At 47.0% G+C, this 25044-nt stretch carries 19 protein-coding genes, 1 CRISPR repeat array and 1 riboswitch; all 19 genes read right to left on the minus strand.

Going from position 1 to position 25044, the window contains the following annotated elements:
* Positions 1-57: 57 nt before the first annotated feature.
* Positions 58-612: a histidine phosphatase family protein gene (locus KT99_RS05445; RefSeq protein WP_005497816.1), complete on the minus strand. Its 555-nt coding sequence runs from the start codon at positions 610-612 to the stop codon at positions 58-60.
* Between the two features lie 30 nt (positions 613-642).
* The gene (gene cobD / locus KT99_RS05450) at positions 643-1704 is read right to left on the minus strand and encodes a threonine-phosphate decarboxylase CobD (protein WP_005497818.1); all 1062 of its coding nucleotides are present in this window, start codon (positions 1702-1704) and stop codon (positions 643-645) included.
* A gap of 2 nt (positions 1705-1706) precedes the next feature.
* Positions 1707-2636 carry an adenosylcobinamide-phosphate synthase CbiB gene (gene cbiB, locus KT99_RS05455; RefSeq protein ID WP_005497819.1) on the minus strand — a complete coding sequence of 310 codons (930 nt, stop codon included), beginning with the start codon at positions 2634-2636 and terminating at the stop codon, positions 1707-1709.
* Positions 2626-4026 carry a uroporphyrinogen-III C-methyltransferase gene (cobA, locus tag KT99_RS20065; RefSeq protein ID WP_005497821.1) on the minus strand — a complete coding sequence of 467 codons (1401 nt, stop codon included), beginning with the start codon at positions 4024-4026 and terminating at the stop codon, positions 2626-2628. The genes cbiB and cobA overlap by 11 nt, the downstream gene beginning before the upstream one ends.
* Positions 4026-4799, minus strand: coding sequence for a precorrin-4 C(11)-methyltransferase (gene cobM, locus KT99_RS05465; protein ID WP_005497823.1), 774 nt, complete (start codon positions 4797-4799; stop codon positions 4026-4028). Before cobM ends, cobA begins: the two co-directional genes overlap by 1 nt.
* Positions 4796-5653, minus strand: a complete 858-nt coding sequence (gene cobJ / locus KT99_RS05470; protein WP_100067618.1) for a precorrin-3B C(17)-methyltransferase — start codon at positions 5651-5653, stop codon at positions 4796-4798. Before cobJ ends, cobM begins: the two co-directional genes overlap by 4 nt.
* Positions 5620-6435: a sirohydrochlorin cobaltochelatase gene (locus tag KT99_RS05475; RefSeq protein WP_005497827.1), complete on the minus strand. Its 816-nt coding sequence runs from the start codon at positions 6433-6435 to the stop codon at positions 5620-5622. Before KT99_RS05475 ends, cobJ begins: the two co-directional genes overlap by 34 nt.
* Complete coding sequence (locus KT99_RS05480) at positions 6413-6910, minus strand: NAD(P)-dependent oxidoreductase (protein WP_005497828.1); 498 nt, start codon at positions 6908-6910, stop codon at positions 6413-6415. Before KT99_RS05480 ends, KT99_RS05475 begins: the two co-directional genes overlap by 23 nt.
* A complete protein-coding gene (locus tag KT99_RS05485; protein WP_005497829.1) occupies positions 6907-8433 on the minus strand; it encodes a cobalamin biosynthesis protein in 1527 nt (508 codons plus the stop codon). The genes KT99_RS05480 and KT99_RS05485 overlap by 4 nt, the downstream gene beginning before the upstream one ends.
* The gene (cobI, locus tag KT99_RS05490; protein ID WP_005497832.1) at positions 8433-9191 is read right to left on the minus strand and encodes a precorrin-2 C(20)-methyltransferase; all 759 of its coding nucleotides are present in this window, start codon (positions 9189-9191) and stop codon (positions 8433-8435) included. The genes KT99_RS05485 and cobI overlap by 1 nt, the downstream gene beginning before the upstream one ends.
* On the minus strand, positions 9188-10444 hold the full coding sequence (locus KT99_RS05495) for a bifunctional cobalt-precorrin-7 (C(5))-methyltransferase/cobalt-precorrin-6B (C(15))-methyltransferase (RefSeq protein WP_005497834.1): 1257 nt from the start codon (positions 10442-10444) through the stop codon (positions 9188-9190). The genes cobI and KT99_RS05495 overlap by 4 nt, the downstream gene beginning before the upstream one ends.
* The gene (locus KT99_RS05500; RefSeq protein WP_005497836.1) at positions 10441-11085 is read right to left on the minus strand and encodes a precorrin-8X methylmutase; all 645 of its coding nucleotides are present in this window, start codon (positions 11083-11085) and stop codon (positions 10441-10443) included. The genes KT99_RS05495 and KT99_RS05500 overlap by 4 nt, the downstream gene beginning before the upstream one ends.
* Positions 11085-12194: a cobalt-precorrin-5B (C(1))-methyltransferase gene (locus KT99_RS05505; RefSeq protein ID WP_005497838.1), complete on the minus strand. Its 1110-nt coding sequence runs from the start codon at positions 12192-12194 to the stop codon at positions 11085-11087. Before KT99_RS05505 ends, KT99_RS05500 begins: the two co-directional genes overlap by 1 nt.
* A gap of 134 nt (positions 12195-12328) precedes the next feature.
* Positions 12329-12480: riboswitch (cobalamin riboswitch) on the minus strand.
* 319 nt (positions 12481-12799) lie between these two features.
* A CRISPR array of direct repeats spans positions 12800-16255; the repeat unit is 28 nt; unit sequence TTTCTAAGCTGCCTGTGCGGCAGTGAAC.
* Positions 16256-16385: 130 nt separating this feature from the next.
* Positions 16386-16964, minus strand: coding sequence for a type I-F CRISPR-associated endoribonuclease Cas6/Csy4 (cas6f, locus tag KT99_RS05510; RefSeq protein ID WP_005497846.1), 579 nt, complete (start codon positions 16962-16964; stop codon positions 16386-16388).
* 8 nt (positions 16965-16972) lie between these two features.
* Positions 16973-17995 carry a type I-F CRISPR-associated protein Csy3 gene (csy3, locus tag KT99_RS05515; RefSeq protein WP_005497848.1) on the minus strand — a complete coding sequence of 341 codons (1023 nt, stop codon included), beginning with the start codon at positions 17993-17995 and terminating at the stop codon, positions 16973-16975.
* 16 nt (positions 17996-18011) lie between these two features.
* On the minus strand, positions 18012-18962 hold the full coding sequence (gene csy2 / locus KT99_RS05520; RefSeq protein WP_005497851.1) for a type I-F CRISPR-associated protein Csy2: 951 nt from the start codon (positions 18960-18962) through the stop codon (positions 18012-18014).
* Positions 18959-20218, minus strand: coding sequence for a type I-F CRISPR-associated protein Csy1 (csy1, locus tag KT99_RS05525; protein WP_005497852.1), 1260 nt, complete (start codon positions 20216-20218; stop codon positions 18959-18961). Before csy1 ends, csy2 begins: the two co-directional genes overlap by 4 nt.
* Positions 20212-23574, minus strand: coding sequence for a type I-F CRISPR-associated helicase Cas3f (gene cas3f, locus KT99_RS05530; RefSeq protein WP_005497855.1), 3363 nt, complete (start codon positions 23572-23574; stop codon positions 20212-20214). Before cas3f ends, csy1 begins: the two co-directional genes overlap by 7 nt.
* A complete protein-coding gene (cas1f, locus tag KT99_RS05535; protein ID WP_005497856.1) occupies positions 23571-24542 on the minus strand; it encodes a type I-F CRISPR-associated endonuclease Cas1f in 972 nt (323 codons plus the stop codon). Before cas1f ends, cas3f begins: the two co-directional genes overlap by 4 nt.
* Positions 24543-25044: the final 502 nt, after the last annotated feature.

A 25044-nucleotide genomic window follows, 5' to 3' on the forward strand; every position in this document is an offset into this window, starting at 1 on the left:
CACTCCTGCATCAGACTGCACACTGCCATGGACGGCAGATTTGAGTCTAGGCTTATCTCAGTTGGCAATTAATTGTGTTAATTCGAACACTTCACAATTTTTAAGTAAGGCTTGCTTATTCGACCAGGGCACATCGCCGGCCAACATATTCTGTAGTGTTCTCAGCCACTCTCCATGACTAATAACCACTAGGTTTTGCACATCTAGGCCGACTATCTCATCAACAAATTGTTGCACCCGCTGCATAATGTCGACGGCAGATTCGGCACCTTCTATATCGAGTATGTTGCCACGAAAGCGTTGCTCATAAGCTTGCCACAAGCCAGGCTGCTGATCATAACTCACCCCTTGTAATTCACCGAAACACCGCTCCCGCAGCAAAGGCGACGCTTTAATGACAAGATCCATGCTTTCGTTAACCAATTCGGCGGTTGCCATCGCCCGGCCAAGATCACTGCTCATGATCAAGTCCGGCTCTAGGTTAACTAATAACCTCCCCAATCGTCTCGCTTGCGCTTGACCTTGGGAGGTCAACTTGCTGTCCAACTGCCCCTGCAGCCTGCCCTCTTGATTCCAATGGGTTTCACCATGACGACAAAAGAGAATTTTCATTGCAACTGGAGTTCCTTCACCGTGTTATGCCTAAGTTTGAGGCTGAGTCAGGGCGAGCCGTAAACGACTGCACTCACGATTATTTGCTGGCAAGCCAAAACGTAAACCATCCTGTTCATCGGTCAATCTTACCAATACACCTTGGCGACATAACTCTTCATAGCGAGCGATGGCATTTTCTACATAAACAGTCTGAAATAACAAGGTACCCTCGAGTGTGTATTCAACCGAGCTAAAGCAGTGGGTTAATATCTCCACCAGGCATGCACTCATCTGTTGTAACCGTTGACGCTGCATGTCTTGCCATTGAATATCTGCCAGAGCCAGTTTACAGATCTCCCGTGCGGGTCCATTCATACACCAGGGCCCTAAGGTATCTTGGAGCCCTGTAATAACCGTCTTATTGGCAAATACGAAACCCGCTCTTATGCCGGCTAAACCATAAAACTTACCGATGGATCGCAGCACGACTAAAGACTCAGTTAATTCAACTGGGCAGACCGGCAATAGACTATGTTCTGGTGTGGCATCCAGGAATGCTTCATCGATCACTAAGGTCCCGCCGTTGGCGGCAACCAAGGTCAGCCACTGTTCCAGCTCGGCGGGGGAATGCAGCTGACCAGTGGGGTTATTGGGGTTGATAACCAGCAGCACCTTACAGCGTTCGATCTGCGCCATTGTCGGCGTATTATGATAATACTCAATATGCCAATTCGCTTTACGCCAGGCACGCTCGTGTTCTTTATACCCCACATCAGGCAGTAACACGCAGGCCTGGACATCAGGCCTCGCAATCGTCGACGTAATGGCTGACAACACCTGAGGTAGCGCCTGAATGACGGCCTGAGAACCGGCAACCGCCAAGGAATCCAACTGAGTTCCATTCAAGTTGGCACCTAAATAATAGCGACGAGCGACGGTCATTAAGCCGTCATCATCCTCGGGCAAACGATTCCAGGCGCTAGCGGGAATGGCTGGGATCGGATAGTGCCAGGGGCTGACTCCCGTCGATAAATCAAGCCAGTCAGACTCGGCGATGCCATATTGTGACGCCGCCTGCCGTAACCGCCCACCATGATGTAATAATTCCACTATCAACCTCCGTACACGTCGCCCATGACAAGGGCTAACATCAATAAACCTAACACCCAAAATATGGCACTTAACCATACGAGTCGACTGGCACGAACGATATCCGCTGCCACCGCCACCCGCCCCTGACCCAACAGAGGCTTGGCACATTGGTAACCATCATATTCAGCTGCACCGCCGATGATAATATTTAAACTGCCGGCACCTGCGGCCATCACCACCCCACCATTTGGGCTGGCACACTGTGAGGCTTGCCCGCGCCAGCACGTTAATGCTTGGCGGGTATTGCCTCCCAGGGCATAAGCAAGGCCACACAAGCGGGCGGGAATATAATTAAGAACATCGTCGAGCTTAGCCGCGGCCCAGCCAAAATGGAAGAAGGTGTCATTTTTGTAACCCCACATCGCATCCAGCGTATTACTGACTCGATAAAGTACCGCCCCGGGGATCCCCGCCACAGTAAACCAAAATAAGGCCCCAAATAACGCATCATTACCGTTTTCAAGTACCGACTCGACGGCCGCACTGACCACCTGTTGCTCGTTGAGCGTATCCGTTTTACGGCTGACGATCATTGCCACCTTTTCTCTGCCGGCGACCAATCCATGGTGTTTCAATGCCGCGGCGACAGAATTTCCATGTTGAGCTAAGCTGCGCCCCCCGATAACGAAGTACAATAAAATGGCATCGAGCCACCATACTCGTGGCAACCACACAAAGGGCACCGCAACGGTCACGACCAAGGCCACAGCAATGCAGCCTTTGATTTTGTCGTTTTGCCACAACCGTCGCTGAACCCATTGAATGTAATTACCCAGCCCCACTAGCGGATGAAATCGAGCCACCTCACCCAGTACTAAGTCCAGTATCAAAGCCAGGCTGATAACGCCGGCACAGTATAATGGGGATAAAAAATATAAATCAGGCCACATTGGATTTCCGCCGTAAAGGTAGATCGACTAAGACACTAATTACACTTTCAACACAGGCCGAAGCCAAGGTAACAACATCTTTACCTGACAAGGCGAGTTGCTTGGCAATGTCAGCTTGACTGGTGATAAATAACTCACAGTCAAAACCAACCTGGGTCTGGGTGATAAGTTCGGCTAAGGCAGGCTCTTCGACCCAGCACACGGCTACCTTGCCCAGATCATACCTAGGTGCCAGAGCCGAGGCCCTGCAGCCACACATCCCTTGACCTTGATTTGACTTAGTGCCCGAAGTCAGGGCTAACATGCCTATTGCCATCTTGTCGGCTAACGCTATGTTAATCCCCTTATCGGCCAAATACGCCTGTACCGGTTGCGAGCCGGATAACTGCCATGACCACTGGCGCACATCGAGCCCCTCATCTTTAGCGCTTTGCTCCAGGCCCTTTACTGCGTCTATGTTTTCCAGCCACAGACTGGGTGCCTTGAGGATCTGGGCCCAATCTTCGGCGGCAAAACCATATTGCTTAGTCACTGCTGGGGACAATATGATTTCAGCACCTGCCATGCGTAACACCTCGGCGATAGCGGCTTGACTCTGGTCCATCATGATACAGTTGCCCGTCAGTGGCAGTTTATCGTGCCAGCTCAACTCGGGTGCAAGCGCAACGACCTGTCCCATAATGACCAGCACAGGACTGCCATCCTGATGCATGTCATTATCCATCACCTCATCGATCTTGGCTAAGGTCGTAGTCAGTAACCTTTGGTTGTGACGAGTCGCCGATGACACTAAGGCTACGGCCGTTTCGGGATCTCGGCCTTGTTCGATCAAACGCGCCGCATGTTGCGCGAGTTTTTTAGCCGCCATATACAAGACCAATGTACCCGAACTTTGCCCCATAGAGGCCCAGTTATTAAGTACGCTGGATGCTCGGTGACCACTGGCAAAGGTCACATCCGAAGCGAGGCCGTTACTGGTCAGCGGGAAACCGGCGTAAGCGGCAGCCCCAAGTGCGGAGGTGATGCCGGGGACAACTTCGTACTCGATACCATGATGGTTTAAACAACGACACTCTTCGGTGCCGCGACCAAAAATAAACGGATCGCCAGACTTTAAGCGCAACACGTTTTTTCCCGCTAAGGCTTGGGCAATCACATCGGGATGCATGCCATATTCTATGCTGGTACCACAATAACCTCGGTAGCCCACTGCTAGCATCTCTTTGTCGCTCGGCACCAATGACAAGATTGCCGGACTCACCAGCAAGTCATAACATACGACATCACAATGCTGCATTAACTTGATAGCTCGCCATGTCAGCAGGTCGGGCGAGCCTGGGCCTGCACCGACTAAAAATACTTTACCCGGTGCAGTACTATTCGATTCCATTATGACTCTCCTTCAACCACTCGGGCACGACGGAAACCGTGACTGAAGTTATTGGCATAGAGTCTGGAATCATTAAAATCTTGCTCTTTTAATACCTTGCTAACGATGATCATTGCGGTAGATTTTATGCCTGCCGCTTCGACCTGCTCAGTAATCGTATCCAAAGTGCCACGCAGTATACGCTGTTCTGGGTGAGATGCCTTCTCAACCACGGCGATAGGCCAATCACTCGGATAAACGTCTTTGAGCTCACGCACCACTTTGCGGATCAGGCTGATGGAGAGAAATAGGCATAAGGTGGCTTCGTGTCGTGCCAATGACTTGAGGTTTTCCTTATCCGGCACCGGAGTACGGCCAGATGCCCGACTGAGGATGATGGTTTGACAAACTTCTGGCAGGGTCAGCTCCAAGCCTAAGGCTGCCGCGCTCGCCTGGAAGCTGCTCACGCCAGGGATCACTTGCCAGTCAATCTCGAGTACGTCTAAACGACGGGTCGTTTCGGCCAGCGAGCTGTAAATAGATAAATCGCCGGTCTGTACCCGAGCCACATCCTGCCCCTTGTCATGAGCCTCTTTGCACACGGCAATGATCTCGTCCAGATCCATCGCTTCGGAGCTTAACACCAAGGCATCATCTTTAGCCCTACCGACAACCTCGGCTGGCACTAATGAACCGGTATAAAGCACGACTGGACAGCGCTCGACTAACTTGGCACCTTTGACAGTGATTAAATCGGGATCTCCCGGGCCTGCACCAATAAAGTATACGGTCATGCTGTTTCTCCTACTTCGGTATTAAGGCTTCTGCCACGTTTCTGCCCGGATTTAACCGCACCATTTTCTAAGTTGTATTTACGGCTGTAGCCGCGAGGGGTAATGATCTTGTCGCCATAGCGGTAGCTTTGGCTGTTGCCAATAATCACCGAGGCTGTCATGCCAAATTCACAGTCAACAAACTCGCCTAATGTAGACAGGGTGATCACCTGGCCTTCACGATAAGCATCTTTCACGATAGCCACCGGCGTCTCGGCATCACGATGTTCCAGCAAGATCCGCTGCGCGATACGGATATGTTCCTGGCGCCGACGAGAGCGAGGGTTGTAAAACGTAATCGCAAAATCGGCGGAAGCCGCGGCTGCGATTCTGCGCTCAATAAGCTCCCAGGGAGTCAGCAAATCTGACAATGAAATGGTGCAACTATCATGTGCCAGTGGTGTTCCCACCAAGGAGGCACAAGAGATGGCCGCGGTCACACCCGGGATCATATCCACCTTCAATGGGTCACCGTCTTTCCAGCCGTGATGCTGTAGTAGTTCATAAACCAATGAACCCATTGCGTAAATACCAGCATCACCTGATGAGACGATGGCGACCCTACGACCACTTAGCGCCTGCTCCACAGACACTCTGGCTCGTTCCACCTCACTGGTCATACCGTTGGTGGTGATATCCTGATCTTTGATCACAAAATGCAGCGAATCGACATAGGGCTTATAACCCACAACCAAATCGGCAGACTCGATGGCTTCGCGCGCCATGGGCGTGAGTAATTTTTCACTGCCGGGACCGATCCCGACAATACTTAGCATGCCGTTCATATTTGGGTTTCTCCGAGTTGAATTAAACATTGAGACGTCTGCTCCATGAGGGTTTGTTGTACTTCGGCTAAATCAATCAAGCAGAATCTATCGCCGCTTATCGGCTCTGCCATCTCAACCTGGGTAGACAGGGCCAACTCAGCGGCAATGTTTTTCACATCATGTTGAAAGTGGTTGCCTGAAACCAGCAGCAAAGGAATGATCCTAACTTTATTTGCCGCTCCAAGCTTGCGCTTAAGCGTGTCGGCGATCAGAGAATAAGGGTGAGCCCCCTCTAAGGAACAAGTCAGGTTACGCTCGGACATTTGGTTTAATAATGATTCCGCATACCAGATGCTGCTATAACCTGGTGCACTTAAGTTAGGTGCGCCATGGTAAATAAATAAATTATATTCATCATCCCCACAAGGGTAACGAGTATTAAGTGCTGCCAATATCCGGTTGGCATTCTTGACTTGATGTATCACTGCCGGTGTATGGTCGATTTTAGCCAGACTGAAGGCCTTAAAACCTTCAATCGTCTTGCACACTTGTTGGTGTTCGTCGGTGGGAAACAGATAACAAGACACCACACAAATGCGTCGATAGCCGGCACGATCGAGTGACGCTAGCTGCTCCGCCAGAGTTTTTAAGCTAGGATCATCCAGCTTCTTTAACACACTGCGTGAACTCAATGCCATAAACACATCGGCACAGTCGAACTGAGCAATAAATTGATCCTGCAATGCTTGATATTTTGCTTGTTGATTAACAGAGCCAAAGCAGCACAGCACTATGGCTGTGCCCTTGTTATAATGTCGGAATCTTTTCATGTTTCACATTATCCTTAAGCATTAACGCAAGCTGCCGCGCTAATCGTTCGGTAAGAACTATGGTGTTTTTCGGGCGCATATCTGCCCCAGAGAGAGTCAGCGTATAATCATCAACCCGTCGGCTACATGGATTAACCACGTTGCCTAGGGAAGGTTGGCAAGATACGCAAACCAGCTTATCCATGGCCATCAACTCCTTTGCCAACAACTCGATGAAAGCTTGTTCTGTTAGCGAGCTTGGCCAAGGTATCGTCAGATAAATAAGTCCCCATGCAGACATTTCACCGGCAGTCATTTTATAAAAGTCAGCCTGGATCTGCCGGCACGTTTCTCCTTGGCATGCCGCTGAGAACTCGGTGGACATGAGTGTCACATCTTGCTGATAACGCAGCGCACTACGCACCTTGATGAGTCCGGCCTTTCCTGCACCGATCACCAGCACTCTCGGCGGCACAGTCAAAATAAGCGGCATCATAACGCCGACTCCACATCACTAATGTATTGAGCCCGCAAGCATGCTTTCACCGACGAATCTTCCACTAGGGAGTGAAAAACTTGCTGCCACTGCTCATCGGTCAATCTATCGACTTTTTGCAGCCATAAAGCATGATTTTCACTAATGCGAGTCTGGCTCTTACCTTGATAAATCACCATGGGTACTAGTTTGCGGCAACATCCCAGACAATGACTACGAGTCACCTTGATGCGATTAACTCCCTTTGAAAATCCACTCTCCTTGAGCAATCCTCTAATGCGGTGAGCTAAACCCGCCTGCCCAGGGATCTCACAACGCCCCCCTTCACACACGATCAACTGGTATAGATAGTGTTTTATCGGACGGTTCGGGCATGTCCTCGTGGCACTGTTACTGTGCAGTTCACCATGACGATGACGACTTACGGGTTGTGGAAAATCACGCCGACACACGGCTAACGTCATGTTGAAGCCGGAAAACTTGTACTTATGCTTAGGGACTAACAGTTTTGTACGCTCGGCGGCATGTAAACAGGCGGCTTCTGCCACAGAAGTCACCCCGATACAACGTTCGACAACCGCCGAAGGATTTTCAACACCTTCGACCCCCTTGAGGATCTCGGCAGTAAAGGTAATGAAAGGGCGATTGAGTTTGGCTGCGGCTTCAATAATGCCAACCTCATCTGCTTTCAAATCGATCGACACCAAGGAGGCAATAGATTGATATGCCAGGTTATGCTCCGTCATAAAACAGGCTAACCCTCGCTCTATTACCGCTTGAGGTGTATTGCGATCACAGCCGATACCGATAACCAATGACCGTGGACGCCATACCACCAGTGGCATGGTTCGGTTAGCCATGTTCTCGGCCAAAAAATTCGTCGTATCGGTAATAACCACGGCGGCTACGGCTTGAGTATCTTGCAATTGACTCAAGTCTTGGGTCAGCTGCAGATGCTGTGGCAGTTTTTTGTCATGCTGCCACCAGTCGCGTTCCCCCGTCTGCTGGCAGATGACCACGGGGTTGCCATTGACAACTGCCGCGCTAACCTGGGTTATCGCCTCTTCGCAACTAGGATCGAGAGCCCAGCCAAGATGCGCCCCGAGCATATCCACCGACAATGTCTCGGTCGTATCCGAGGCCGTGGTGACGACGGCCGTGCCACCGAGCAGATAAGCCACCCGTCGGCTCATTTCATTGGCTCCACCACGGTGACCACCGGCAAATGCTACCGCATGATGCCCTTGCTCATCGACACAGACCACGGCCGGGTCCTTGCGTTTATCCACCAATCTGGGGGCAATTATTCTGGCGGCGATGCCGACACTGAATAAACAGATATGATGACGATATCTGTCGAATTCCTTATCGAAGTGAGACGACAGAGGAAAACTAAAGGCCGTCTCCGTTCCCTGCGTGACAAATTGTTCACTGACAAACACCTGAATTTCAGGCATCGCCTCTGCCAATTTTCGCGCGATGACTAATCCATTTTTAGTAATGGCATGCACTGCAACGGACATTAAGCCTGCCCACCATGGCGCAGCACCCCTTTACGCCCGCGAATCGATAGTTGTACTGTGGCGAAGTAACAAAAATCTGCCGGCACATCCCTCAAATCGGTAAATATTCGCTGACGAGGATCGGTCGCATAAGACACGTAGGTGGCACACTCTAACAAGCCAAGTGGCTCTAATACTCTGATCAACTCCGGCACCATACGACCCGATTTGAGTAATAAAATAGTATCGAATGCAGCGACTAATTCAGGCAACATCTTCACACCGTAAGTGGCAGGCACGACACAAAAACGTTCTTCGCCATCACACAGTGGCACCTGAGTTGCTGCTGGTACTGCCGTTAACGAGGTAACACCAGGCACAATTTCTATGTCTAAATCGGTGAAATGTTCTAGCAAGTCTTCTTGCAGATAAGCCCAGGTGCTAAAGACCGAGGGATCACCCTCGGTAATAAATGCCACATTTTGTCCGGCCCGAAGATGCCTGGCTATGGTCGCTGCACCTTCCTTCCAAGCCGGAACGGTAATATTATGGTCCTTACTCATGGGGAACCATAAGAAGCTGCGATCACCCTCCATCTGCGAATCATCGATAGCCCCGCGGACGATAGACCAGGCAAACGAATCCTGCTGACCTTTATTTTTCTCGGGAATGGCGATGACATCGATGGTTTTAAGCAATTCCACCGAGCGTAGAGTCATCAGTGAGCTGTCGCCTGGGCCAACACCGATAGCATAGAGTTTGCCGATTTTCTGGGTCATGTGTTGTTGCCTTCTTTGGTGATTACGAATAAATGAATAGGATTTTCCGCCTGATAACGCTGGTAATGCGCCAGAGGCTGAGAGACTGAACTTTGCAACATCATGACTTCATAGATATATTTATTTGATTTACACAGCTCAAAAAACTCACTGACACTGTCTAAGGTCACGGCCGAGAGGATAAGTTTTCCGCCTGGGGTTAATCTACTCATCACTTCTGCGACTATGCCCTTGATTTGACCCCGACTGCCGCCCACAAATACCGCATCAGGAGCTGGCAAGTCTGCCAAGCCTAAAGGCGCCTTGGTTTCGATGAGTGTAAGGTTGTCAACTCTGTGACCTTGCTTATTTTGTTGAATGACCGGCACACACTCAGGATTACATTCCAGTGCATAGACGCTGCCATCCCACGCCTGCTTGGCCGCTTCGATCGCGATTGAGCCGGAAGCGGATCCAATGTCCCACATCACGCTCTTGGGAGTCAGCGCTAAACGAGCCACCACTACCGCACGAATATTAGCCTTAGTGATCAAACCATTTAATGGCGTAAGCACCTCATAACTTGAGTCAGGGCAATGCATCGCCAAACCACCCCAATAGGGCTGTTCTTGGCGCTGCAGCAACAGCACATTGAGGGACTCGATGTCTTCTGTCGACGTACCCGCAAGCTCGGCAACAGAAAACTCTCTGATCCGCTCTTTAATACCGCCTAAATGTTCGCATAACACCAGACGCCACTGAGTTTCATCATAGTCAAGTAAGTACTGAGCTATCACCACAGGGTTATGTTCATTGTCGGTCATCAAGGCAAAATTATCGCCTTGCTGTATGCGGGTCACCAGTCCAGCCATTGGACGGCAATGCAATGAAATAACCTTGATATCATCCGAAGGCATTAAGGCTTTAGCACAGGCCAATTGCACGCTGCTTGGAGATGTAATGACCTCGACATCTATGTTTGTACCCGCGGCGGCGACCATAGTAAGTAATCGCTTACCTATGCCAAAAAATAATGGGTCACCGGATGCTAACACACAGATATCACGGGTTTTTGCCACTTCAATCAGCTTAGATAAGTAGTCATTAAGACCACTGATAAATTCTAATTTCTCACCGCTAAATTGTGGAAAAAAATGTAGGTGACGGGTTGCACCTGCCAATAATTCGGCTTGAGCGACGGCGTTCATCGCGCGGCTGGTTAAACTAAGGCAACCATCATCACCTATGCCAATCAATGTAATACTACCGGTCATTTTGCGGCCTCAATCATAAGAGCATGCACAGTGGACACCACCAGAGGGCTGCCCCCCTTGCGTCCCAATGACGCGATGAAAGGCACTCGGTCTTGCCCGACTAATGCCGCTTTTGACTCTATGGCCTTAACAAAACCGACGGGAATACCGATCACCAACGCAGGGGTAACTTCACCCGCTTCGACCATTCTCAGGATTTCAAATAATGCAGTGGGGGCATTGCCCACACCGACAATGGCTCCATCTAGCAAGCCTAAATCTCGTGCTTTACGCATTGCCGTGACCGCGCGAGTGCCACCCGACTCGATGGCGCTAGCGATGACATCTTCATCGCTGATAAAACAGCGAGCAGTATTGCCAAATCGCGCCATACGACGCTCACTCAGGCCGGCGATGATCATAGATACATCGGCAACAATCGGACAACCTTGCCTGATAGCTACTAAGGCAGACTCGATTGCATCGGCACTGAAATTAAATAATTTGCCAAACTCAAAGTCACCGCTGGTATGGATCGCTCGGCGCACGACAGACCATTGTTCACTGGTAAATGCGTGGTCGCCGATTTCCATGTCTATGATTGAGAATGAATCCGCTTCTATTTCGCGGCCTTTGGCCGTGATCTGTTGCATATTGTCCATTAGATGTCTCCGTAATTAGCCAGTGCCAAGGTGGCGCCATCGTAATCGATGAGCCGCACCCGGACTGGTAATTTATGGTGGGAATATGCAGCACAATTTTGCGCTGCTTTCAGGCAAAGATTTTGATAAAAATCAGGAAATAATTTGACAGGTAGCAATGACAACAAGTGGCGCCCGGTGTTTGCTTGAGACACTTTTTCAGTAAATTCGGCATCGGTGCCGTCGAGGCAATGGGCAATAGCGGCAAAATCTACGGCTCTGCCAGTCACGTGAGTCATCATGGTGCCACACACAAGCTTACACAACTTGCCTATCATCAATACCAGTTCGACTCGTGCAATCCCTTTCCTAACACTGGCTCTGAGCCCCACGCCCATAAAATCGCCCACTTGAATAAAGGCAATATCGGCAAGTTGCGGGTGCAATATCATCGCCTGTTTTTCGGTGCGGCTGCCTGTGGTGAGAATCAATTGGCTAAGCCCTTGACGCTTAGCGACCTCAACCCCTTGACGAACCGATGCCGCATAGGCAGAGGTAGAATAAGGATGGACCGTACCCCGAGTGCCTAAAATTGACAGTCCACCGATTAAGCCCAGACGCTGGCCTATGGTTTGCTTCGCCAACTCTTCGCCGCCAGGTATGCTGATGGTCACATCGGCACCGTCCCAATCATGCTCGGCGAGTAAGGGCAATAAATGTGAACATATCATCTGCCTAGGGACGGGATTAATCGCTGGCTCGCCAACGTTCAGCTCCAGCCCAGGTAGAGTGACAGTCGCAACGCCTTCACCCGCGAAGAAATGGATCCCAGCACTATGGGTCAGGGTTACCTTGGCGATAATTTCGGCACCATGAGTACAATCGGGATCATCGCCGGCATCTTTGATAACACTCGCCACCGCCGTCAAATCATCATTAACCGGCAAATGGCTAACGTCGAAACTGACACGCTGCCCTATGGGCAAGAGTATTTCGATTTGAGTGGATTTTGTAGGCTCGAGTAACTGTGTTACGGCAGCAACGGCAGCGGCTGTGGCACAGGCTCCTGTGGTGTAGCCTTTACGAAGCTCCGCACGATTCCGGCTCCGGCGAATGCGAGTTACCGACATTAAACGGCCAAGACCAAAGAACGTAAGAATTTGATAATAAGTGACAAAACAGACATCTCGTAGTATGAATTAGTGAAATGCTGAAATCTGGGAGATAAAAAGGAATTATACCTTACCGAGAGCGCCCGCCCGGTTCCAGCTAACTAGATGAGGCGGGTATCCTGGCTCCTGAATCCCCTTAGCTTATCTAGTGCCACGGGATACTCAGTTACAGTTGCGGGTACAGCCCAGACTTTAAATCTGGTTCCCCTTTAAACCTTGCGGTTCCTCAATATGTTGGAGAGTATAGTTAGCTCGAAAGAGCATTTCTCGGAGTGTGATCACACTCGATGCCGACTTCAACTGAAACTGAGAGGCCACGCAACATCTACTGGCTTTCCTCACAAAATAATGAGAGCTAGATCATGATTTTAACATTTTTTACTGACCTAATAGCATGAGACTAAAGGGATATCATCTCTCGGTCGTTTAGCCATCTTGTAAGAAATGGTTATGCTCAAATAAGCTGTCCCCTGCGATATTGCTGCAGATTGTGAGTCAAAATGGTGTTGATCGTTATCCAAGAGCATTGGGGTCGACTCCGGTCAACCAGGTTTTACACACTTTTTCTAAGCTGCCTGTGCGGCAGTGAACTATGATGCTTCTGTCTAAACGCAATTCATTATTTTCTAAGCTGCCTGTGCGGCAGTGAACAACTGTCAGATGGTTAGCGTGGTATCACTTGATTTCTAAGCTGCCTGTGCGGCAGTGAACTTTCAGCTCTTGAATCTCTGGCGTTTCATTTATTTCTAAGCTGCCTGTGCGGCAGTGAACCGCCCATCATAAAACCATTAGTTTTCCAAATCTTTCTAAGCTGCCTGTGCGGCAGTGAACCTTATTACAATAATGGATATACGTCCTTACATTTTCTAAGCTGCCTGTGCGGCAGTGAACGTTTACGCCGCTTTAGAGTGGTTCATTTGGGGTTTCTAAGCTGCCTGTGCGGCAGTGAACAGAGAGCCATTTGGAAACTGTTTTCACCTGATTTTCTAAGCTGCCTGTGCGGCAGTGAACGTTTAAGGTGCACAATGAGATATAACGCTGAATTTCTAAGCTGCCTGTGCGGCAGTGAACCATCGGTAACAATTAAGGCTATTTCGAAAATATTTCTAAGCTGCCTGTGCGGCAGTGAACAACAGCGCCCGCAATGAGGCGTTTGATTTACTTTTCTAAGCTGCCTGTGCGGCAGTGAACAGTGATTCTTTACGTTCCTTTTTATCATTGTATTTCTAAGCTGCCTGTGCGGCAGTGAACTAGTTAGTTGATATAAAGAAGCCCTCGATTGATTTCTAAGCTGCCTGTGCGGCAGTGAACTATTGCATCAGCTAATATCCCGTCACCGCTTTTTTCTAAGCTGCCTGTGCGGCAGTGAACTGGCACTGGAGGAGAGGTAAGAGTATTTAAAGTTTTCTAAGCTGCCTGTGCGGCAGTGAACGTAGTCCCTTCTAAATAAGTTGTACCCTATCGTTTCTAAGCTGCCTGTGCGGCAGTGAACTCGTTGTGTTAGTGGTTAGTGTCAAGCCTTGCTTTCTAAGCTGCCTGTGCGGCAGTGAACAGAATCAGCAGCAATACAATGCACCGCAGCAATTTCTAAGCTGCCTGTGCGGCAGTGAACGCCATAAAGAAAAGGCGATCACCAATCTTAATTTTCTAAGCTGCCTGTGCGGCAGTGAACACTTAGCTGCTAACTCTATAGCCTTCTCGCAATTTCTAAGCTGCCTGTGCGGCAGTGAACAGGAGATAATAAATGACGAATAAGCAGACATCTTTCTAAGCTGCCTGTGCGGCAGTGAACACGTTTTCAACTTTCATCATTGACGTTAGAGATTTCTAAGCTGCCTGTGCGGCAGTGAACGTTGTAAGAATCGGATAAATATTCATCAAGAATTTCTAAGCTGCCTGTGCGGCAGTGAACGCTAGCTCTGTGGCTTCCTCGCACCATATCGATTTCTAAGCTGCCTGTGCGGCAGTGAACCATTGCTTGCGTGAATACCGGCTTAATTGTTATTTCTAAGCTGCCTGTGCGGCAGTGAACGTAAAGCCATCCAGCAAGCTTATCTTCGCTGTTTTCTAAGCTGCCTGTGCGGCAGTGAACACTAACCATTAACGCCCCATAACGGGGCAATAGTTTCTAAGCTGCCTGTGCGGCAGTGAACCTAGATATGCTTGAAGTCGATGAGGCTTTAACTTTCTAAGCTGCCTGTGCGGCAGTGAACGTTGAATGAGAAATCACCTATGTTTAGCTCTATTTCTAAGCTGCCTGTGCGGCAGTGAACTGTTGTCTTGTGCGTCCAAGTCCCCTCTAATGTTTCTAAGCTGCCTGTGCGGCAGTGAACGCTACAGGTTCGCAAATAATAATGTCTGGCATTTTCTAAGCTGCCTGTGCGGCAGTGAACAGAATATAGTTTTGCCGCTATAATTAACTACATTTCTAAGCTGCCTGTGCGGCAGTGAACGGCGTCCTTTTCAATCTGCCCACTCTCTGCAATTTCTAAGCTGCCTGTGCGGCAGTGAACGAAGATTACGCACCGAACATTAAAACCGAAGATTTCTAAGCTGCCTGTGCGGCAGTGAACGCTCACCATTAAGCCTGTACCCTTCGTTGTCATTTCTAAGCTGCCTGTGCGGCAGTGAACCTATAAGCTGGTAAAGAACATCCTCATAAAATTTTCTAAGCTGCCTGTGCGGCAGTGAACTTTTAAACTAATTAACGCGCCTTCGGGCGCAAATTTCTAAGCTGCCTGTGCGGCAGTGAACATGTCTTTCATTTCCATAGAGCCAACATAAACTTTCTAAGCTGCCTGTGCGGCAGTGAACACGCCAACCCCTGCAACATGTTTCAATACATTTTTCTAAGCTGCCTGTGCGGCAGTGAACGGTAGCAAATCAAATCACTAAATGGGCTAAGGTTTCTAAGCTGCCTGTGCGGCAGTGAACACGCAGCAAACAACCTCCCCGTATCTTCTTCTTTTTCTAAGCTGCCTGTGCGGCAGTGAACAATTTACCCACCTTACCACCAAACATCTAGCCTTTCTAAGCTGCCTGTGCGGCAGTGAACCAAACGACTCAGAAACAACTCTAGGGTTGACATTTCTAAGCTGCCTGTGCGGCAGTGAACAATAACTTATCACCCTTCTCTAACTTCTCAGGTTTCTAAGCTGCCTGTGCGGCAGTGAACTTCTTGCAGCTGCAATAACGTAAGCGATTTAATTTCTAAGCTGCCTGTGCGGCAGTGAACCACTACTTGCTGACCAGTTAAATACTGCTGTCTTTCTAAGCTGCCTGTGCGGCAGTGAACATATCGTGCCATTTATCAGGCGCATCGAAGCGTTTCTAAGCTGCCTGTGCGGCAGTGAACGTTGGACTATTCCCGTAAAATTGTCTTACATTTTTCTAAGCTGCCTGTGCGGCAGTGAACGTTTTATAAGGGTTTTTAGCTCTCATCACCTGTTTCTAAGCTGCCTGTGCGGCAGTGAACAAGTGAAAACGGGCTAGATTTAACTGCCATTGAGTTTCTAAGCTGCCTGTGCGGCAGTGAACTAATCGATTTTTGGCGTTTGGTGTCACAAAGTTTTCTAAGCTGCCTGTGCGGCAGTGAACTATTTAATCACCGTTGTCATTTCAAGGTAATATTTCTAAGCTGCCTGTGCGGCAGTGAACTCATGTATGGTAGCGGTGCGGCTGGTATACGTTTTCTAAGCTGCCTGTGCGGCAGTGAACCGCCGCTTTAACGATTTGTTTGGCCTCCTTATTTTCTAAGCTGCCTGTGCGGCAGTGAACATATGGATCTATACTTCTTTTGAGTATGCGTTTTTTCTAAGCTGCCTGTGCGGCAGTGAACCAACAGTTATTTAATCACCGTTGTCATTTCAATTTCTAAGCTGCCTGTGCGGCAGTGAACACAACATTTGGTAGTATATTTAATCCATCGAACTTTCTAAGCTGCCTGTGCGGCAGTGAACCAATCTGTACGGAATATTTCAGCATCACTAAATTTCTAAGCTGCCTGTGCGGCAGTGAACAATAGACTATCAGCACAAAAATAAGTTACAACAAGTCTTTAGGCTAAAAATACCTATTTAACCTTCTGAAAAGCGACTTGTTGTAACCTGTTGTTTTATATCATATTGTAAGATAGAGAAAAATAAAGGGTTAAAAGCAAGGTACTGTGGCTGCTTTGCTTAGGCCATAAGTATTAAATAGTCCTATTACAGGCGCTGGCACACTATCTCTTTGAACGAAAAGTCGAAAGTTTTGCTCCTTGGATAGGCTTTTCATATTGATAAAAGGTAACTTACTCGCTTGTTCAGTAAACCCCTTAAAATAGGCAAGCGCTTGCTCAAGCGTTTCATCTTTTCGTTTAGCCCTACGCCTTGCCATACGCTCAATATTGGTGTCAAACTGCACACGTTTAAACACAGCATATTGCGTTACAGAGCTAGGCACAGCTTTAATCGAGGTACAATGGGTGTAATCAGTGAACCGCTGCAACCATTGAGGTATATCTAGCGCTTGTAATGCCTGTTCTCTTACAGCAAAAAGTCGTAACTTACTCCCCAATGGGTAATTACCTTGGCTCCATTCTGGAAATGAAACCGCGACTGCTGAGGTATTATCTGCCGTTTTATGCTCAGCTAAAGCCAGATGTATTTGTTGATACACTTTTTGCCAAAGAAAACCTAAGTTAGCCTCAGCATCTGGCAACAAGGTAATATCGAGATAATATTTCATTCTCGCTCCTATTTATCGCTCTCGCCAAATACACCACCACGCACAATTACCGCCATGACGTAGTGTTGATCTTCAATGCGTTCAAGCTGTCCACCACGAGCCCAACTGTCAAAGAAGGTGTAAAAATCTTGTTTAGCTACGGGTGTGCGAAAAGCTTTACCGAGATTTGTTACAGCGCCGTAAGGTTCAATTGCAATTGGCCCCGCACTGCTGCCACTGTCAAATTCCGGATACCAAGTATCGATAGTGCGCAGTGCATTACCAATTTTTTGTGAGTGCATAGCGGCAATATCATTCACTGAATAAAGGATTTTACCTTTCGTGCCTTTGCCTTTATCCAACACCAATTCTTCACTTGGGTAAATATCTTGCGCCTTACCGACTTGTACAAAACAGTTAATATCCAGCATTAAAAAATCATCTTCACTGGCAAGAGCCTCAGCAATACGTGCCGCTAATTCATCCACAGCCGAGCTAGAATCATTAAAGTGGCGAGTACTAAATTTTGTGGCATCAAATGTCCAGCTTTGCGGCGCATTCTTATTTAATGCATTAACCTGCACTTCAATATTTTCAGCTCCGACGCGGTTGCGCCATAAGAAGCGCGCATTGGCTATATTTAACGCATAACGGCGTGCTAGCTCTTTACAGCCCTCACTGCCCAGATAATCATTTACTGCAGCACTGTAGCTTTCTTTAAAGAGCGCATTGTTACACGCTGATGGTTTAGCTAGACCACCTAATATCTTCAACGAAAAATTCAATTTTAGCGTGTCTTGCTCTGGTGCTAATGCACAAGCATCAACGCGCTGTAAGTTGGCCTTTTCCACTTCTGCGTTTAACTTCACCGGGTCTTTTTGCACAGCGGGTTTTAAGCGATTCGAAATGGTGCCACGTACAGATTTTTCAATTAACGTTAATGGCGTGACGACACTTCTATCTTCCCAACACGTGCCATACATATAACCATCAGATGGGACGAGTTTTTTTTCAAATGCGAGTACCGATGCAATATTTTCTTTTTTAGCCATGATAAATTTTCCTTATTTAATAAAAGTCAGACCAATCGTCCGCTGAAGTTGGTTTTTGTAGAGAGTGAGTTTGTTGACAAACATATAAGTTATTTTCAGGTTCAATGGCGTAATGCCACATAATTTCGTTAAGTGAATTAATCCGATACGGCATTTTAAATTCACCTAACGTAACAATACTTTCGGCAAATCGATGCGGAGTTTCTGGATCGCGTTGATTTTTAGCTTCGCCTAATTCCGTGATGCCATGAAATCCGGTGGCGATAGGCACTATCCAACCTGCCGGTTTGTCTTGATAGGTTTTTCGTTTAGCTTGCCAAGTGACATTACCGTCATCATCTTGTGTGCAACTTTGATGTACGACTAAATAATCTAACAAAGCGTCCATGGCATCTTGACCACTTTCCATCGCTGCAATCATTAAATCACGGCGTTCAACCAGCGCATAACCCGGCATTAATTGGCGTGTGAGCATAGCGAGATCAGACGCTTCACCCTCCTCAATTCGTTGAATGCTCGGCGCATGGAGCCCCTTAATATCACCACCTGCCATTTTCATATGTCCATGCAGATGATGGGAAATCCGTTCTAATACTGCGACTTCATCGGTTTTATTTAGCCCATCAAGTTCCACCAGCAAGGTGACATCCAAATGACAACGCGCTTCTTCAATAAACGCACTGCGTGAACCAGTTTTATCCAACGGATTACCTGTGCCGATAATTGAAGAAACATAATCACCGACACCTTTGTGAGTTTGCAGATCACATTGGTGACTAACAACGCCTGTCGCACTAAAGGTTAAATCAGCAAAACCGTCTTGATTTAACTTACGTTGCAGCGCATGCATTGCCCCTAACCAAGCCGTCATTGCAGGGAAGCCTATGGTAAAAGGGCTGGATAGTGCATTGGCATTATGCACTTTAATATGTGGCAATATTAATAGGGTTTTTATTTCGCCGCTCATCGTAATGCCTCCTTATGTTGGGTGATCATTTTCAAAAAATGTAACCGCTCTTCTTCACCGAGTATCATCGCTTGCTTACCCACAGCCGTTTTATAAGTGCTTGCAAACCAACTAGATATCTCATTGAGCAAGGTGTCTAACCATTCATCCGTGTTTTCACGTTGTTCGGTAAAATCATGATGTAACCATATTTTTTGCGCGCGACTCAGTTGTGATGACTCACTGTTATATTGCAACTCAGAAATACTGCGAATGGCCCACATTTTGGCAATGACTTTATCCATGACTTCGTGAATACGCGCATCGCGGCTATTGCGTAATTGTTTATTGTTTTTATAATCAATTTTAAAGATGCGGTGCAGCGCTTGAAACACATCCTTGTATTCATAAGGTCGAAACGATTCGCTAAAAAAATTACTGCGCGGAAAGTGAAGAGTGCGTTTTTCTATTTGTGGTGGTAGTGATGACAACAGATGTGCTTTACCGCCATTTTGATTATTCAGTACGCTGATATTTTGTGGTTTAGTTCCACCGTACCCTATGGTAGTTAAGCCATAAATTTCAGCAAAGCCCTGCGCGCTATATTCGTTTTTCTTTTTTAAATCACGCAATACTTTAACTTCATCAGAAAATCTCAAGGTGTCAATACGCTTTCTTAATTGATAAAGCATGCCTGAGTTCGTCAATATTGACAGTTGGTGGTAATCATCATCGACAGGAAAATACACTTGTTTGATTTTAGAGCTGGTAACATTTTCACTGCCACTTTCCGCCATCGCGACAAAGCCTGCTTTTAATTCCAAATAAGTAACGTCTTTTAGCGTCAATAACTGCGTAGCCAGTTCTGAATCATGTTGAATATGCGTGAGCAGTTGCTGGCCATCAGTCATTTCTAAGGTTAAAAATTTATACACATCCAGTGCCGCAGCGTTACCCAATGCATCGGTATCAACAACGACATTACCGCTGCGTAAAAATCCATCTGTCGCACGTTCTGCCTTAGCGATAACCGAACTAACGTAGCCATTTTTATTTTTTCGAGCACTCGGATGACTAAACGTACAAGGGTGCGTCGCCATTGAGATCTGACCTGCTCTTTTCGCCGCTTTGGGTAGCCAAATTGATAGCGAGAATGCCGCTTCACATTGTTGTTGTGCTTCTCGAGTTTGAGCTTCATCCATCGAAGCTTTTAGGTTTTTCTTTAACCAGGCTTCTTTTCGTTCGGCAAAGAAGCTAGTAATTGCAGGATCTAACATTGCTTTCTCCCTATTTTCACTAATCCAAATTGATCACTGTATTGGTATTTATCACCGTCTCTGACAACAAAACTTAATTCGCCATAACGCAGTGACACTTGCCGTCTTGTCGGTAGCACATCTTCGTCAATGTGTGCATCTAATACATCAACATAATCGCGTACTAGCCATAAATTATTGCGCTCACTTATCGATAAATTCACCTGGGTTATCTGCAATATATTCTCGATATTAATTAAGTTACCTGCGATATCTGTAACCCGTAAACCTTGTTCGTCTTTTTGGGTGAAATAACAATCTTCATCATCGCTATTTACCACTAAAAATATTTTGTTACTGGGCTCGCTTTGCCTAAACCCATGCAGCAGTTGCGGAAGTGCAGTTAAAAACCACGTTGAATCGAGATAACCTTGCAGTGTTTCTGGGCCGAGTTGGGCGTATTGGGTAAGTAATGTGCCGATAGCACGATGTTCAATACCCGCTAAATGCTGGCCTTGTGATTTATCTAACTGAGTAATGCGCGGAATCGCATTGATGCCGTTTTCAAGCGTCGTAAGGTTGATGATTTTACTCAGATCATGGGTTAGCATTGGCTTAGTTTCATAGCCAGGTCGGGTAAAATAAACACTGCCTTGTTTGTCGCCTTCTATATATGCTTTGTAGTTATATTGCATTAAGCCAATGTTAGCTTGAGTCACTTCGCCTTCGCGATGACGGCGAACACGTCCTGCTAATTGCACAATAGAGCGATAAGACGACGGTTCCACCACTGCCCAGTCAAAATCATGATCGCGCCCGACTTCCTCAACAGGGGTGGCAACCAGAATAAAAATAACCTGTTTGGCGTTACTGTTATCAAGGTGTCCACGAATAATGCCATTGCTAAAAGCCTTCGCCGCTTCGCCTACCTTTTCTTTGCGCTTTAACACTTGGTCAAGATGCCGTTCTTGTTCATGACGTAATAACAAAACCTGCTGGCTATGGTAAGCCATGACCTTGACTTCGGTATCAGCTGGAAATGCGGTTTTTAATAAATAACGGGTTAACTCAACACAAGGTGAAATATTGGCAACACGGACAACACCAAATGACACCTGTTTATTCGTCATCACGTCCACAGTATGATGGTGTTGATGTTTGACTAAAACCGCGTCTTTAATATGCTGAAAGTAAGCCTCTTGCTTGCTGATTTCATCAGCCGATTTAGTGTTAGCCTTATTGACTTCGCAAGCCACAATATGGCCTTTACGTCTCGCGGGTTGATTGGTTAGCAATTTGATACGTTTATCAATAAAGGCATCGTGAAACGATTTATATTGCGCTATGGCGGTGTCACTATCGCTAGATTTTACGGTTTCAACCTGAGTAAAAGACTCGTCAATCCAAGCGCAACCTATAATGGCTTGTGACTCGGTGCGCGATCGGCAATACAACTGCCAGCCTTTTTTATAGGCATTAAAATAGCCTTCAGCCAAGCTTGGGGGAATGGTGGCTGAAGAGATCATCACCTTACGTCCTAACATGCCCGCAAGATGAATGAGTCGCCCGATGGCAATGAGATCTGAACCGGTAAAATCATCAATTTCATCAATCACCAGATCAGACGACATCAAGCGTAATGACGGTAAAATGTAACGACCACCCCGCTTGGTTTCTGTTGCTGCCATGATGTGATCAATGGTGCAAGCTAAAACTGGGGCATAAAGAAACTGCTTATCTTTATTTTTAGTCAGTACTGTCGTTAGCCCACTTTCAGGAATATCACAGTCATAATCAATAAACTCATCCAGTAACGACTCTGCAGATTCAGAACCCACGGCTTCCGCTGTCAACTCTTCCTCTTCTGCTACACGTTTATTATGTAAATCGGCCACAGTTTTAGAACCAATTAACACGGCCAGTTGACTTTTATCTAGCCCGATACGTTGTCGATATTCATCACCTGTCTGCAAGGTTAATGTGCGCAATCCAAGCGCCAGAATGTAGCGCAAACTTTTCTGATCTGCCGATAATGCCCGCATCACTTTAGCGTTGGCAAAGGTTTTACCACAGCCGGTACTCGCCATGTTGACCGCAAAAAAACCAAACTTTTGCTTAGACTGCTGTTGTCGCCAATCCGTTATGCTGTCCACCGCTTTATCCTGCCATTTGAAATTGCTGTCCGTGCTTTTCTTTCTTAGTGCTTGAATATCTTGGGCTAGCGGCGGTTCTGACTCGAAAGCAGGTAATAGATGCGCGGTATCCAGTGCCACTTTAGCGACGCCCACCAAATGCTCATCTAATTTCTGCTTAAACTGATTGGTGTCTCTGTCGGTATTAGCAAATAGACCTGTGGTATCTTGCCAACCCTTTGCAGCATCTTGAGATGAATAGTTATGATCGCCCAACATTAAACACAAACGCGCATGATGTAATACCAAACGATAGCTGCCGTCGGCGATCGCCTCTTTAATCAATGGCAATTGCTGTTGTAATTGGCTAGCTCTGCGTTTAACTAACTTATTCCACTGTTTAGACTGGGTTAATAAACCTTTGGGGAATTCAAAGCATTGTTTAACCCGGGATTGGTATTCAGCTTCATCTTGGCGATTTTCATAGCCCCATTGTTTACTTATTTCTCCCAACAAGCCGTCTATTTGGGAGAAATACTCACCGTTATATTTACTTCTTACTTCTTTTTTATCCCAAGAATATAAGGGTAATCTATGGTGCGAAACGATCAACCAAGCGATGAGTTTGGCAGCATCAGGCAGTCCTTGCAGAGGGTTACCTATATTTTCTCCAGCAACCGCTTTAATTCGTTGCTCGTCCAACTCCCCCATAATCAGCACCTTGAGCCAGTCTTCATCGCCAGCATCACTCGAACGAACCAGTGCATTAAGCAATAAACAAGATATCCATTCATGTCGGATAGGATCGCCTTTAAATTTACTTTTACTGTTTGGGCTGAGCTTATTTTGAAATAGTCGTGATGCTTTGCCCCAATCATGTAACAGCGCAGCAAGTCCGGTGAGCGATTTTATCAGTGGCAGATACTTCCAATCATTTTCTATTTCCATATTTAACAAATTTCGCTTGGTACTATTCACTGGCACTAATCCCTGCTCATTAAATTTGCTCTTATTGCCCACTACCCATATAAACTGGCTGCGGGAACGACTGCGGATCCAATGGCAACTCACGGCGGTACTTTTACTGGCAGTCTTTCGCAGCATCTTTTTAACCGTAAGTAAGCCGTCTTCGGTTATTATTGTTTGCCACGTATTGTCACCAATGCGATTTGCAAAGGCATCTAACACCCGCCGCGTTTTCTTTAAGGCGTTCTTTTCGCATTGACTAACAAAGGTCACCATCATTGTGATTGGCCCTCTGTTTCATCATGCCCCTGCAATGCTACTTTCTTAACTTGTTCAAACATAAAATCCAATGCTTTGTGGTCGGTAAAGGCTTGTAAAATCTGAGTACGAAACTCTTGTTCGGTGAGGTTTTCTTTGGCGCAAATAAAAGCCCAAGGTAAGACGATAGCGTCTTTGATCAAATCGGCAATATCAAACACCAGCGCCCCGCGTCGGGTTTTGCCATGCATCACTGCAAAACCGTGCGGTATGCCTAATACCCATAGGGTGGTTGCCGCTAACCCATAAGCCAGATAATTACCGTGATTGAGAAAGTCGTTTGCCTTGTCGGTAGACTGATGCTGGCGTTTAAAGTCTGACGTGTTCGTGACATTGGCGGCAAATTTGTAGAGCTGCTTGGTGAGCTGCGCTTCGGTTAACAATAGATCGGACGGCTTAGTGGCGGTGACCATGCGTTCATCAAAACGCTGTAATGCAGCTTCAATATTGCTATCGTTAGTAGTAAAACCTTCTAATTTAAGATCCCTGTCTTTACCCCAAACATGATGTAAAAATTCAATCCGTGCTTGTTGAAATTGTTTAGCCGCATCGAGTCGTTTATTGTCGTCAAACCAAAAACTCATCCAGCCTTGTAAGTACTCCGTAGGGCGATATTCACTTTGTGGGGTAAACCATTCAATGGCATTACCCATGTATAACGGTGTTCCTCCTCCACCAGAAAAACCGACCAATACGCCAGCTTGTGCCAACATTCTTATCGCGGCCTGGGTGATCGACGTACCATTCCCCAGCAACAGAACCGTGGTATTGGCAATGGGAATATTGAAGTATTGGTTTTCCTTCTTTGCCTCTGTCAGATACAACACCCGACCGTCTTTTTGCATCACTCGGCAATATTCGAGGTAATAGATGTTGGCACGCTTAGAATGCAATATTGCTTTGAGATCTGATGGTGAAAAGTTATCCATTTTGTCAGCCCTGTATTGTATTGATTGGTGAATTAGGCAGATACTCTGCGAGTGGGCAGGGCAAGATGGCTGATTTGAGAGGTAATTGGCGAATATTCAGGAATTTTCTTTGTCGTAAGTTGTTTGTCACCATACCCGTCCTTAGGTTGATTGTAGAGCGTCAGACATCAGGAGATGTGATAACTCTATGCTTTTATTGATAACTTAAAGTTTAACAAGATCACATTACATGAAATTTATTGTGAACACTAGACAGTGTTTCAGCGCGTACCGTAATGAAATCGAGTTTATAGAAAGCAAAATTCTGCTACCTGAGGTACACCTTTATCACCATTAATAAACTCGCGGGCATCTGTTACTTTGAAAAACTTCACCTTTAAAAAGCTGATCACAGCTCTATCTTCGGGATCTCTTGCGCTTGCTCAATAAAGTCCATAATTCTAGACTTTTATTAGCAAAGTGGAATTACAGATCATAAAGTACATAAAGTTAGACTTTATTA

Source organism: Shewanella benthica KT99 (genome assembly GCF_000172075.1).
Classification (GTDB): domain Bacteria; phylum Pseudomonadota; class Gammaproteobacteria; order Enterobacterales; family Shewanellaceae; genus Shewanella; species Shewanella benthica_A.

Excerpts from the sequence above, each read along its gene's own strand:
- KT99_RS05445 (WP_005497816.1), bottom strand. The coding sequence starts at position 612 with ATGAAAATTCTCTTTTGTCGTCATGGTGAAACCCATTGGAATCAAGAG.
- cbiB (WP_005497819.1), bottom strand. The coding sequence starts at position 2,636 with ATGTGGCCTGATTTATATTTTTTATCCCCATTATACTGTGCCGGCGTT.
- cobA (WP_005497821.1), bottom strand. The coding sequence starts at position 4,026 with ATGGAATCGAATAGTACTGCACCGGGTAAAGTATTTTTAGTCGGTGCA.
- cobM (WP_005497823.1), bottom strand. The coding sequence starts at position 4,799 with ATGACCGTATACTTTATTGGTGCAGGCCCGGGAGATCCCGATTTAATC.
- cobJ (WP_100067618.1), bottom strand. The coding sequence starts at position 5,653 with ATGTTTAATTCAACTCGGAGAAACCCAAATATGAACGGCATGCTAAGT.
- KT99_RS05475 (WP_005497827.1), bottom strand. The coding sequence starts at position 6,435 with ATGAAAAGATTCCGACATTATAACAAGGGCACAGCCATAGTGCTGTGC.
- KT99_RS05480 (WP_005497828.1), bottom strand. The coding sequence starts at position 6,910 with ATGATGCCGCTTATTTTGACTGTGCCGCCGAGAGTGCTGGTGATCGGT.
- KT99_RS05485 (WP_005497829.1), bottom strand. The coding sequence starts at position 8,433 with ATGTCCGTTGCAGTGCATGCCATTACTAAAAATGGATTAGTCATCGCG.
- cobI (WP_005497832.1), bottom strand. The coding sequence starts at position 9,191 with ATGACCCAGAAAATCGGCAAACTCTATGCTATCGGTGTTGGCCCAGGC.
- KT99_RS05495 (WP_005497834.1), bottom strand. The coding sequence starts at position 10,444 with ATGACCGGTAGTATTACATTGATTGGCATAGGTGATGATGGTTGCCTT.
- KT99_RS05500 (WP_005497836.1), bottom strand. The coding sequence starts at position 11,085 with ATGGACAATATGCAACAGATCACGGCCAAAGGCCGCGAAATAGAAGCG.
- KT99_RS05505 (WP_005497838.1), bottom strand. The coding sequence starts at position 12,194 with ATGTCGGTAACTCGCATTCGCCGGAGCCGGAATCGTGCGGAGCTTCGT.
- cas6f (WP_005497846.1), bottom strand. The coding sequence starts at position 16,964 with ATGAAATATTATCTCGATATTACCTTGTTGCCAGATGCTGAGGCTAAC.
- csy3 (WP_005497848.1), bottom strand. The coding sequence starts at position 17,995 with ATGGCTAAAAAAGAAAATATTGCATCGGTACTCGCATTTGAAAAAAAA.
- csy2 (WP_005497851.1), bottom strand. The coding sequence starts at position 18,962 with ATGAGCGGCGAAATAAAAACCCTATTAATATTGCCACATATTAAAGTG.
- csy1 (WP_005497852.1), bottom strand. The coding sequence starts at position 20,218 with ATGTTAGATCCTGCAATTACTAGCTTCTTTGCCGAACGAAAAGAAGCC.
- cas3f (WP_005497855.1), bottom strand. The coding sequence starts at position 23,574 with ATGATGGTGACCTTTGTTAGTCAATGCGAAAAGAACGCCTTAAAGAAA.
- cas1f (WP_005497856.1), bottom strand. The coding sequence starts at position 24,542 with ATGGATAACTTTTCACCATCAGATCTCAAAGCAATATTGCATTCTAAG.